Here is a 12,375-nt window from a genome sequence, read left to right on the forward strand (position 1 = left end):
AAACACGCATGCGCCGTAGCGGCGCAATAACCCTTTTCACACAGGAAATAAACATGTCTGATTCCGATCGCCAGTCTGCACTGGCGGCGCTGGTCGCGGCGTTGCCTGAACTCGACTGGATCAAAGAAGCGCCGAAGGTCAAACGTCTGTCGCGCGATTTCCACTGGTTCAGTCCGGTCTTGAAACCGCAGCTGGAAGCGAAGTTTGCCGAACTGGCGGTACGTCCGCGTGATGAGCAGGAGCTGGCACTGATCGTGGCAGCCTGCGCCAAACAGCGCGTGCCGCTCAATCTGCGCGGCGGCGGCACCGGTAATTACGGTCAGCTGATTCCGCTGCACGGTGGCGTGATGGTTGATATGACGCGCCTCAACGCCGTCACGGCTGTCGGCCACGGCACGGTGCGTGCGCAGGCAGGCATTCGCCTTGGCGACCTCGAAGCGCATACCCGCCCACTCGGCTGGGAGCTGCGCTGCATGCCCTCCACCTGGAAACTGGCGACGCTCGGCGGCCTGTTTGGCGGCGGATTTGGCGGCGTAGGTTCGATTAATTACGGTCCGCTGGCCGCGCCAGGCAACGTGTTGTCGGTGCGCCTGATGACCATGGAAGAGACGCCGCGCATTATCACCCTGCAAGCGCCGGATGCGCTGCTGCTGCATCACGCGTACGGCAGCAATGGCATCGTGCTGGAGATTGAACTGGCGCTGGCACCGCGCCACGACTGGATCGAACGTCTCGACACTTTCAACGACTTCCCTACGGCGATGGCCTTTGCCGATGCGCTGGCGCGTTCGCCAGGCATGGTGAAGCGCCAAATTGCGGTGTTCGCGGCGCCGGTGCTTGATTACTTCAGCGATCTGGCCGATGCCGATGTGGCGCGCAAACATGGGGTGATTTCCGTGGTGGGCAGCGAAAGCGACGGGCTGTTACCTGCGCTGCTGAGCCAGCATACGGGCCGCAATGCGCTGCATTTTGCCGCAGGGGAAAATAGCGGGCATTCGCTGATTGAATATTGCTGGAATCACACCACGCTGCAGGCGCTGAAAATCGATAAGACGCTAACTTACCTGCAAACTGCTTACGCGACGGATAATTATTTGCAGCAGGCGCTAACGCTGGAAGCACAATTATCCGATGAGGTGATGTCGCACATTGAATTCTTACGCGATATGAACGGCAGCATTACCTGTAGCGGTTTACCGCTGGTGCGTTATCAGGACGAAGATCGCCTCAACGCGATTATGGCTATTTACCGCACGAATGGCGTGAAAATTAATAATCCACATGTGATTCATATTGAAGATGGCAAACAGGGCATGGTGCGTGCTGATGTGGTGGCGATGAAACGCGCCTGTGATCCCCACAATTTATTAAATCCCGGCAAATTGCGCGGCTGGGAAGTACGCGATACGTTACCGGATGTGCATATCCCTGGCGTCAATTAACCACGTAGATTTTATTATTGTCGAGCCAGCAACCTCGATTGCTGGCTCGATAAAATTAATAGGGATCGGTAGCACTGTGCAATTCAATACTGCGCTCCGCTCCATTGACTCGAACTTTTAAGAACCGACGCGTTCTCCATGATCCATCGGGATTTTGCACGCTCTTTTCGAACACCGGACCATGCAATAACAACTCTTTGTTGTCGTTGTACCCAAAGCCAACTTGTTTATTACCAATCCAGTGCTGTTCAAAGGCAACAACTTTCTCCGCATCCAGTCTGGTGCTCTCTTCGGCGCTACAGGCCGTGAAACTTTTACGGAAAATAAAGCAATTTCCAGCCTGGTATCGGTCTTTGCCATTGGTATCGACTAGCGCAATGGAATAGGCGGTAAAGCCCGCAATTTTCACATAGAGTTTGGTTCGGGCACCATTACCCGAAATATGCACTTTGGTTACCGGACTGGAACCCTCGCCGTACCAGCTGCCAATAGAATCTGCACCATTTCTTGCCTGCAGATAGATATTTGCCACGCCTTCCGGCGTACGGCTACTAAAGTCAGTTTGGGTTGCACTTTGTGAGAGGAATTGTGCGGTGCCAATAATTCGCACATGTATTTGCGAGTTGGCATTAGAGAAGGCGAATTCCCCGACATAAAACCACTGTTCAGCCTCCTTCCCCTGATTATCCATGTGATACTGCGAGGAGATATAGTCATAGCTCAATGAACCTTGCGCAACGATTCCCCAATCCGACATCTCCAGTACGCCACGATCGCCTTCACCGATTAGCGTCCACGGCTCAATACCTTCGGTACTGTAATCGAATCCAGCACTTTGATTATGGATACTTTTTTGAATAATAGTGGCGCGGCAATAACCCAGTTTTAATGGGTTATCGGTGGATTCAATCGCTAACCCCTCAATCACCCACTGGCCATTGGAGAGATCACCGGCAAATTCGGAGTGTTCAATCCAGCCGTTGCGAATAAAAGATTGCGTACAGCGCGGTAAATCCAGCACCGGCTTTTTGGTGCCGCCCTGCAAATTAAAATTGGAGAGTTCAATTGCCGTAGAGTGATCCCAGGCGCCTTCTACCCGACCGGACCAACGAGCATAAACAATGCTGTCCTGACAACCACGGGAATAGAACTGGTCGATTTTACAATCCAGCGTATCGATAAGATCAAGCGCACGTCCGCCCAAATAGCGGAATTCCATACTGCTGACGCGCAAGAACTGGCCGCCGATAATGGTGTTGGCATAGAAACCGACATTATTGAACGCCGTGCCGCCATCACCACCGCTGTCCGAACTCTTGCCTTTCACAACCAGCCCAGAAATTTCGGCATAGCGTGCCTGCACTTTAAAGAAATGCTGACCACGAGGTTTGGTATCCCAGTTAAAAAACAACGTCGTCGTTGGGAAATAACCGAAATTGACCGCCGCACCGGTAACCTTAAAACGGTTAATTTCTTTATCTGAGATATCAAACGTCGACATACTAAATTCGCCCGCGGTAAAACGTATCCCTGCTGATGGCAATACGCGCTGCGACCAGTTAAACATACGTTTTACCGCCTCGATGCAGTCGGTTTTCCCGTCAGGCACCGCGCCAAAATCCAGCACGGTGACCGAGTTATAATCCAGTATCACCCTTTTCCAGCGTTTCTTTCCCGCTGTCACAATCACCAACCCACCATCGTCTGGCGATGTGGTATCTGTTGCGTCATAAACAAATACGCCGCCGCCGGCTTTCGTTCCGCGCTTATATTCCAGCACCGTAGCGAGTTCACCGCCGGTGGTGGGTTCGGTGGCTTTGAGCTGTTCGATATCTATGACCTGAATAACCGGTGCCGCCGCCGTGACAGTGTTTTGTGGTGTGGTATTCGTATTGCTGGACGCATTCGCCATGGTGTACCCCTTAATTATTAAGAGAAAGTAACTGCACCATCGAGTATAAGTAACTGAAAATTAATGTGTTGATGCGTACCACGCTAACTGGGGCATTTGACTTATGTGATTTTTGCATGGCCAGACAACAATATGATTAATGGAAAAAAGCGTAGCGGCAGCGAGGCGATTTACAGATTAATCGCAGACAACTTCTTTATTTACATGGCACGAAACAGGAGAGGTTACGCGGAATTACAAGGTTGATTGCTAAGCAGAGAAAGCATTTGTGATCGTTATAAATTAACAGGCCAGCAACTAACAGTTACTGGCCTGCATGCTTAGAACGTGGCGTTCACACCGACATTCCAGGTCACCTGATGGTAATCGCTATTCCCACCGACGGTTGAAACCCCGGCAAACGCATTCACCGTTTCGCCGAGCGGCACGTTGGCACCCAGCGACAAATCCAGCCAGTTTTTATCGCGCGCCTCAACGCTGCGTTCAAACGAAGTACGCGTCGATTTCAACCCGGCACGCACCGTGGAATCGGTATCGCCAAACTGATGGTTGTAGCTCACCTGTGCCCAGGGATTAACCACCCACTGTTTGCTGTCGATGCGCCAACCCACTGAGCCAATCTGTGAATGGGTGGTTTGATCGGAGTAGCGCATCGCGGTGCTGCTATCACTGTTCTCGCTGTAGCCGCCGACGCGACCGTAATCCAGCGCGTAACTGGCGACCGGCCCGGTGCTGAGATTTTCAGTAATTGGCAGCGTCCAGCCGCTTTGCACACGCATGCCGAGCAATTTACCGCTGGTGCTACCCTGCTCGGTACGTTTGGCCGGGCCGATGTGGATGTCACGCTCGATGCTGTCGAAATCGAGATCGGCATAATGCAGATCGGCGTTGATCCAGCCCTGATCGAACACCGTCAGCTGGCTATAAAGCTCCACCAGATTGCCGCGCAGTTTGTAGTCGTAGTTCGACGAAGGTTCCTGGCGCTGATTGGTGTTGGAGAACAGCACACCCGTTTGCCAGTTGTCGGTGATCTGATAGCCGATACCCAGCGTTAAGTTGGTGGTGTTGGCATTTCCGTCGCTCCAGCTGTCGCCCTGATAATCGACATGTTGCCCGGCATAGCCGCCAAATACCGTGAACTTTCCGGCGCTGGCGGGCTGTTGACGCTGCTGCTGCAAATGTCCATCCAGCGTGTTTTGCGTATCACGCGCCATCATCAGTGGCGATTGTGATAACGCCGCCACCTGCGCTGGCGCATCCAGAATCGACTGGATGTAATCGGCAATCATCGCATGCACCGCTGGGCTCGGGTGCAGACGGTCGGCAAACAGATAATCCTGCGCCGTGGAGAAGCCCGGCGTGCTGGATTGACACTCATCCGCTGAGGTGCCAATAGGACAAGCGATGCCGATGGTGTTGGTTAAGCCATATTGGGTTGGATTGGCGATCACTTCATCGAACAGCCCGGCGATATCCACGCGCACAATATTGCCATTCAAGGTCGCCAGCCCCGCTTCTTCCTGCTGGTTATAACCGTCGGAGAGCGCCGTGACCTGCTCGCTCAGCTCCTGCCATGCGTTATAAAGCTGTTGCGCCAGCGCGTCACGCACCGCTGGAACCGACGAAACTTCGCCTGCCGCTTGCGTGAAGGCATCCTGCACCGCTTGCTGTCGCGCGGCTTTATCTGGCGTGGTCACGCCATCCAGTGACTGAAACGCCGCCACCATCGCCGGCGTAGCTTCGCTTCCCAGCACGCGCAGCACGGTTTGAATCATATAGGGCGTTGAGCCGAGCTGCGGCACGGTGGGCACAATCACCGCGCCCGCGCCGGCATCCAGCAGGGTTTTAATTTGCGCAACCGATTGATTGGCGCTGTTGCTGATGGTTTCACTGGCGGTTAAGGGATTGGTGACGGCAACGGCGATGTCATTGGCACCGACCCAATGAATATACAAACCGTTGCTATCCGCGCGACCGCCGGTTGAAGCGAGATAACCCGCCAGCTGATCCTGGGTGTTTAAATCAGGATCGAGCTTGGGTACCGATACCGCGCCACCCTGCGCATAATTGCTGCCGCCTAACGTTGAGCGCTGTAAATCCTCCCCCAAATGCGCGGCAAGAATCTCATCATATAAAGGATGTTGTGCACCGTCGAAAGTAAAGCGGCCTACGTTGCCGCTATCACTCAGGCTATCGCCAAACACGGTCAGGCTGTCCCATGCCAGCGCAGGTGCGGGCGTCAACAACGCAGTGAGTGTGGCGATGGCGACGGCAGAAAGCGCAGATTTGTGGTTGTTCATCATCAACTCCGTGATGGGCCAGAGACGCAGCGTCTGACCGGCAAAAGGTAAGGTCCGCGCATCAAGCGAACCCGCAACATCGCATCAGGAATGCGTTAAGAAAATATCAAGGACGTTTAACTGTTTAGTCAGGAAGGGGGCGTTATGCCAGTTTGCAGCGGCAAATAAACTCAAGTTTATTAACAGCCCTTTTACATGCATTTAAATTAAACCTTTAAATAAGGCCGCCGATAACTAGTGTTGCGGAGTGCGAGTACGCTCTGAGCGGTACATTTTGAAAACATCAGGTAGGTTAATTACATACCCCGTGCGGCGCTGCGGCGCACAGAGACACTTAAGTGTACGGCGAAGGGGAATCTGCGGGCAGCTCAGGTGACGCATGTTGAGCGTGACCAATTTTGCATTGCACGCATTACGTTCAACAGCACAATAATCACCTGAGGCTTCCCATGTTTGGTGTGAAAAAGTCGAGTCTTTCTTTGCCGTTTTATAAAAGTGGCGATGTGGCTAAAGATATCAATGCGATCAAACAGCATGTGGCATGGATTGAATTTACGCCTAACGGCGAGATTCTCACCGCCAATCACCTCTTCCTTGCCACCACCGGCTACCAGTTGAATGAGATTCAGGGGAAGCATCACCGCCTCTTCTGCAGCCCGCAACACAGCCAATCCTCGCGCTATCTCGCCTTCTGGCAAACGCTGGCTTCTGGCGAATCGGTGACCGGCATTTTTGAGCGCTTCAATAAGCAAGGCCAGCGCTTCTATCTCAGCGCCACCTATTTCCCGGTGAGCGATGACAAAGGCCAGGTTTACAAAGTGATCAAGGTGGCATCGGATATCACAGAACGTCATCAGGAGCTGGAGCATAAAGAAGCGGTGATCACCGCGCTGGATCTCTCCATGGCGGTGATTGAGTTCACGCCGGACGGACAAATCCTCACGGCCAACAATAACTTCCTCAAGCACATGGGATATGAGCTAGCTGCGGTTGTGGGGCAGCATCATCGCATGTTCTGCTTCGATAACTTCTATAGTGAAAATCCCGACTTCTGGCGCAAGATGGCCAAAGGCCAGCACTTTGTCGGCCGCTTCGAACGCAAAACCGCCGGCGGCGAACGCATCTGGCTTGAGGCCAGCTACAACCCGGTTTATGACGCCGATGGCAAGGTGTACAAGGTGATCAAAATCGCCTCAGATATCACCGCGCGCGTGGAAGCCGCCAAGCGCGTGGCCGACATCGCGCTGACGACCTCAGAAGAAACGTCACAAATTACCGACAACGCCAACGAGGTGCTGGACGAAACCATCCGCAATTCAGGGTTGGTGGCGCTGCAGGTTAATGCAGCAACGGCGATCGGGGGCGAGCTTAACGCCTCGGCGAAAAGCATTAGTGAAGTGGTCGAGACCATCAACCTGATTGCCTCGCAAACCAATATTCTGGCGCTGAATGCGGCAATTGAGTCTGCGCGCGCCGGTGAAGCGGGACGCGGATTCAGCGTGGTGGCGGGCGAAGTACGACGTTTGGCGGCGTCCACCTCCAGCGCGACTAAGCAGATCACGCAAGTGGTGGAACACAACGCCAGCCTGATTGCGCAAATGGAGCAGCAGCTTAATGAGGTCAAGCAGTTTGTGGTGACCGAGCAGGATAAAATCAGCGTGTTGTCACGCAGCCTGCGAGAAATTAACAGCGGCGTACATGAGTTTGTGAACGTGATTCATCGGTTGGATGTGTAATGTTCGGCCGGTGTGCAACAACGCGCACCGGCCAACCCTCACATCATCTGCGGTTCACGGATCGCCTGACCTTTGGCGAACCGCGCCAGGCTGTACGGCTTCACATCAGTGAACAGCGGTTTGTTATTGACCATCTGCGCGCACAGCAAGCCTGCGCCTGGCCCAATACCAAAACCGTGGCCACTGAAGCCGGAGGCGATAAACAAGCCCGGTATGCTCGTCATCTCATCAATCACCGGCACTAAATCCGGCGTGGTATCAATCCACCCGCCCCACGCGTAATCCACCTTAATGCCGTTCAACTCCGGATAGAGCTGCACCAGCGCCTGCATCGCTTCCTGCACAATGCCGTTATCCGCTGCCGGATCGAGGGTGCGGATCTTCTCGAACGGCGACTCGCTTTGATTGGACCACGAACCGGCGGCTTCCGGGCCGTTGAAGAATGAGCCGTTGATGCGCACCTTGAGCTTCTTGGCGATCTTGCTGCGATACATCGCATAGAACCTGGTGGCGTAACGGATATTTTGCGGCGCGAGATCAATCTGCCCGCGTCCGGCGAGCGCCACGGTGTAGCTGCCATCCTGACGACGGCGAATACACAACCCGCCGGTGCTGAGACAGCCTTTGATCACTTCAGGCGCCGCCGTGGTTTTGAACGCGGTGCCCAGAATATTGGCGCTCGGCAGTTCGATGCCATATTGCTTGCAGAAGCGCGAACTCCACGCGCCGCCGCAGCAGATTACACGGTTAGCTTTCACCAGGCCGCGCTCGGTCCAGACGCCGGTGACGCGTCCGCCAGATACATCGAGGCCGCGCACCGCGCAGTTTTGCTGGATTGATGCGCCGAGATTTTTCGCGCCAGTCGCCATCGCCGGCGCTGCCAGCGACGGCTCTGCGCGACCATCGCTGGGCGACCACACGCCGCCCATCCACGGCGCATTGTTGCCGATGCGCTCGCGCGTCTCTTTTGCGGTCATCAAATGGCTGACGAAACCCAGTTGCTGCGCCTGCTTGCCCCACGCTTCCCAGCGCGCCAGATCGCTTTCACTCTGCGTGCCGTAAGTAATGCCCTGCCGCGAGAAGCCGAGATCGAGGCCAATTTCACTGCTCAACTCGTCCCAGCGCTGCAAACTGCGCATCGCCATCGGCAGTTCGTACAGGTCGCGGTTTTGCTGGCGAACCCAGCCCCAGTTGCGGCCGGATTGCTCGCCGCCGATCACGCCCTTTTCAAACAGCGCCACGGAAACGCCCTGCTTTGCCAGTTCGTAACTCACTGACGTGCCAATAATGCCACCGCCAATCACAATCACATCAACGGATTCGGGAAAGCGTTCACTGTCTGCTACTGCATTGATTTTGATGCGCATCGTCTTAAATCCTGTCCGCTTTTTGTTGATGTAACCATATTTAATGTTTTAGGGGAAATGCCGTTTAATTCCGTCTTTATGACACTTGACCCTTTCGTAAATTTTTGTCTTTACACTGGCGTTGTGAACAAAAATGACTCATATAGATAGCATCAGCTATATATTATAGCATTGGCTATATTACTCTGGAGATGATCATGTTCACTCAACGCCTTTTGCCTGCGATTGCCGTTCTGTTGTCACTCAGCGCATTTACCGCGTCAGCGGCTGAAAAACTCAAAGTGGTCACCACCTTTACGGTGATCGCCGATATGGCGAAAAACGTCGCGGGCGATGCGGCGGACGTGACGTCGATTACCAAAACCGGCGCAGAAATCCACGAATACCAACCCACGCCAGGCGATATTCGTCGCGCGCAGGGCGCTAATCTGATTTTGGTAAACGGCTTTAATCTGGAACTGTGGTTCAGCCGGTTTTACCAGCGTCTTAACGATGTACCGCAGGTCACCGTAACGCAAGGCATTGAGCCGATGGGCATTACTGAAGGTCCGTACAACGGTAAACCGAATCCGCATGCGTGGATGTCGCCGGATAACGCGCTGATCTACGTCGATAACATACGCAACGCGCTGCAGAAATACGATCCCGCCAATGCCGCAATTTATCAGGCCAACGCTGAGCGTTACAAAGCGCAGATTCAGCAAACCATCGCGCCGATGCGTGCCGCTGTCGACAAGCTTCCCGCCGATAAACGCTGGCTGGTGACCAGTGAAGGTGCCTTCTCTTATCTGGCGCGCGATTTCGGTCTGAAAGAGCTCTATTTATGGCCGATTAACGCCGATCAGCAAGGCACCCCGCAGCAGGTGCGTAAGGTGATCGATGCGGTGCGCGATCATCAAATTCCTGCCATCTTTAGTGAAAGCACCATCTCTGCCAAACCCGCTCAGCAAGTGGCGCGTGAAGCCGGCATTCATTACGGTGGCGTGTTGTACGTCGATTCGCTGAGCAACAGCGATGGCCCGGTGCCGACCTATCTGGATCTGCTGCGCGTCACCACCGAAACCGTGGTGAAAGGCATCACAGAAGGAAGTCAGAAATGAACCCAGCCGCAGGATTAATCGTCGAGAATGTGGGTGTTACCTACCGCAACGGCCACACGGCGCTGCGTAAAGCCTCTTTCAGCGTGCCCGCAGGCAGCATTACCGCGTTGATTGGCGTTAACGGCTCCGGCAAATCCACACTGTTCAAAGCGATCATGGGATTTGTGCCGCTCTCCTCGGGCGCGGTAACGCTAGCGGGTTTACCGGCCAATAAGGCCCTCAAACACAACATCGTTTCCTATGTCCCGCAGTCCGAGGAAGTGGACTGGAGCTTCCCGGTGCTGGTGGAAGATGTGGTGATGATGGGCCGTTACGGCTATATGGGCATGCTGCGTATTCCGCGTGCCGCCGATAAACTTAGCGTTGATCAAGCGCTGGAGCGCGTGGGCATGAGCGCTTATCGCCACCGGCAGATTGGCGAGCTGTCGGGGGGGCAGAAAAAACGCGTTTTTTTGGCACGCGCGCTGGCACAAAGTGGTCAGATTATCCTGCTGGATGAGCCGTTTACCGGCGTGGACGTTAAAACCGAGGCCGCGATTATCGCCCTGCTAAAAGAGCTGCGCGATGAAGGCCGCACCATGCTGGTTTCCACTCACGATCTCAACGCCATCCCTGATTTCTGCGATCGCTGCGTGCTGGTAAAAAATACCGTGCTGGCGAGCGGCCTGCTGCATGACACTTTCACCGCCGATAATCTGGCGCAGACTTTTGATGGCGCGCTGCATGAGCGTAACGCGGTGTTAATGCAGCTGATGAAAGACAAAAATCCTGACCGGGGAGCGAACCATGTCGTGGATTATTGAACCGTTTGGCTATCAATACATGCTGAATGCGATGTGGATCGCCGCGCTGGTCGGCGCGATTTGCGCCTTTCTCTCCTGCTTCCTGATGCTGAAAGGCTGGTCACTGATCGGTGATGCGCTGTCGCACTCAATTGTGCCCGGCGTGGCGGGCGCGTACATGCTCGGACTGCCCTTTTCCCTCGGCGCGTTTCTCTCCGGCGGGCTGGCGGCGGGCAGCATGCTGTTTCTCAATCAGCGCACACGCTTAAAAGAAGATGCCATTATCGGCCTGATCTTCTCGTCGTTTTTCGGCATCGGCCTGTTTCTGGTTTCACTCAATCCCACGTCGGTGAATATTCAAACCATTGTGCTGGGCAATATTTTGTCGGTCGCGCCTGCTGATATCTGGCAGCTCGGCGCGATTGGCTTTATCACCCTGACCATTCTGCTGCTGAAGTGGAAAGACCTGATGGTGACCTTCTTCGACGAGAGCCACGCGCGCTCGCTCGGTTTGAATACGCTGCGACTGAAGATCCTGTTCTTTGCCCTGCTCTCGGCGTCCACCGTCGCTGCGCTGCAAACCGTCGGCGCGTTTATGGTGATTTGTCTGGTGGTGACGCCCGGCGCCACCGCCTATCTGTTGACCGATCGTTTTCCACGCCTGTTGCTGATCGCCGTGACCATCGGCAGCGTCACCAGTTTCCTCGGCGCATGGAGCAGCTACTTCCTCGATGGCGCGACCGGCGGCGTAATTGTGGTCGCGCAAACGCTGGTCTTTTTAGTGGCCTTTGTCTTCGCGCCAAAACATGGCGTACTGGCTTCGCGACGCCGTGCGCGTCAGACCATGGAGGACGGCGTAAATGGCTGAATTATTGTTGAGTCCGTTCCAGTTCGAATTTATGAACATGGCGCTGATCACCACCTTGGTACTGTCGCTGCCGTGCGCGATGCTGTCGGCGTTTCTGGTGCTGAAAGGTTGGTCGTTGCTCGGTGATGCGATGAGCCACGCGGTATTTCCTGGCGTGGTGATCGCCTGGCTGATTGGCCTGCCGTACGCCATCGGCGCGTTTGTCGCTGGCATGGTGTGCGCCGTCGCTACCGGTTACATCAGTGAGAACAGCCGCATCAAACCCGATACGGTAATGGGCATCGTCTTCTCCGGCATGTTTGGCGCCGGTTTGGTGCTGTATCTGAAATTGCAGCCCGAAGTGCATCTCGACCACATCTTGTTCGGCGATATGTTGGGCATCAGCCTGGCGGATATTATGCAGACATCATCTATCGCGCTGATTGTTAGCCTGTTGATTGGCATCAAATGGCGAGATTTACTGCTGCACGCGTTCGATCCCAATCAGGCGCGCGCCTGCGGCATCAACGGCAAACTGATGCATTACGGCTTGTTGTGTTTAATCTCGTTAACCATCGTCGCTGCGCTGAAATCGGTGGGCGTGATTTTGTCAATTTCCATGCTGATCGCGCCTGGCGCTATCGCTTTACTGCTGGCACGTCGTTTCGTGCAGGTGATGTTGCTGGCGATTGGCATTGCGGTGGTGACAGGTTTCAGCGGCGTGTACGCCTCGTTCTTCCTCGACAGCGCGCCGGGCCCAACCATTGTGGTGATCTACGCGGCGCTGTTCGTGCTGGCGTTTTTGTATGTCACGGTGAAGGATCGGCGCACGCAGCACGTGCCTGGCTAATGATTTTGGTCGCCAGGCATTAAGTCGCCTCTAACCCCT

General features: G+C 54.7%; 9 protein-coding genes. 6 read left to right on the forward strand and 3 right to left on the reverse strand.

The window, feature by feature from the left end:
* Window positions 1–53 precede the first annotated feature (53 nt).
* The gene (locus tag ACYAC5_RS22165; RefSeq protein WP_462063073.1) at window positions 54–1,442 is read left to right on the forward strand and encodes an FAD-binding oxidoreductase; all 1,389 of its coding nucleotides are present in this window, start codon (window positions 54–56) and stop codon (window positions 1,440–1,442) included.
* A gap of 55 nt (window positions 1,443–1,497) precedes the next feature.
* Here the strand turns inward: ACYAC5_RS22165 and ACYAC5_RS22170 are convergent, their stop codons facing one another.
* Both ACYAC5_RS22170 and ACYAC5_RS22175 read right to left on the reverse strand, forming a co-directional pair.
* Window positions 1,498–3,354 carry a hypothetical protein gene (locus ACYAC5_RS22170; protein WP_462063074.1) on the reverse strand — a complete coding sequence of 619 codons (1,857 nt, stop codon included), beginning with the start codon at window positions 3,352–3,354 and terminating at the stop codon, window positions 1,498–1,500.
* A gap of 320 nt (window positions 3,355–3,674) precedes the next feature.
* Window positions 3,675–5,654, reverse strand: a complete 1,980-nt coding sequence (locus tag ACYAC5_RS22175) for an autotransporter outer membrane beta-barrel domain-containing protein (protein ID WP_462063418.1) — start codon at window positions 5,652–5,654, stop codon at window positions 3,675–3,677.
* 449 nt (window positions 5,655–6,103) lie between these two features.
* On the opposite strand from ACYAC5_RS22175, the gene ACYAC5_RS22180 reads away from it, so the two are divergent.
* Complete coding sequence (locus tag ACYAC5_RS22180) at window positions 6,104–7,390, forward strand: methyl-accepting chemotaxis protein (RefSeq protein WP_222183188.1); 1,287 nt, start codon at window positions 6,104–6,106, stop codon at window positions 7,388–7,390.
* Between the two features lie 38 nt (window positions 7,391–7,428).
* On the opposite strand, the gene ACYAC5_RS22185 is transcribed toward ACYAC5_RS22180, so the two are convergent.
* A complete protein-coding gene (locus ACYAC5_RS22185; RefSeq protein ID WP_462063075.1) occupies window positions 7,429–8,757 on the reverse strand; it encodes an NAD(P)/FAD-dependent oxidoreductase in 1,329 nt (442 codons plus the stop codon).
* A 197-nt stretch (window positions 8,758–8,954) separates the two neighbouring features.
* Here ACYAC5_RS22185 and ACYAC5_RS22190 point away from each other — a divergent pair, with 197 nt between their 5' ends.
* From ACYAC5_RS22190 to ACYAC5_RS22205, 4 genes are read left to right on the forward strand one after another with little or no spacing between them, the layout of a single operon-like run.
* The gene (locus ACYAC5_RS22190) at window positions 8,955–9,857 is read left to right on the forward strand and encodes a metal ABC transporter substrate-binding protein (RefSeq protein ID WP_101761433.1); all 903 of its coding nucleotides are present in this window, start codon (window positions 8,955–8,957) and stop codon (window positions 9,855–9,857) included.
* Window positions 9,854–10,660 (forward strand): manganese/iron ABC transporter ATP-binding protein, encoded by an 807-nt coding sequence (locus tag ACYAC5_RS22195; RefSeq protein ID WP_192234966.1) that lies wholly within the window; start codon window positions 9,854–9,856, stop codon window positions 10,658–10,660. Before ACYAC5_RS22190 ends, ACYAC5_RS22195 begins: the two co-directional genes overlap by 4 nt.
* On the forward strand, window positions 10,644–11,507 hold the full coding sequence (sitC, locus tag ACYAC5_RS22200) for an iron/manganese ABC transporter permease subunit SitC (protein ID WP_101761431.1): 864 nt from the start codon (window positions 10,644–10,646) through the stop codon (window positions 11,505–11,507). The genes ACYAC5_RS22195 and sitC overlap by 17 nt, the downstream gene beginning before the upstream one ends.
* Window positions 11,500–12,336, forward strand: coding sequence for a metal ABC transporter permease (locus tag ACYAC5_RS22205; protein ID WP_462063076.1), 837 nt, complete (start codon window positions 11,500–11,502; stop codon window positions 12,334–12,336). Before sitC ends, ACYAC5_RS22205 begins: the two co-directional genes overlap by 8 nt.
* The last annotated feature ends 39 nt before the right edge of the window (window positions 12,337–12,375 follow it).

Source organism: Pantoea sp. y20 (assembly GCF_054903455.1).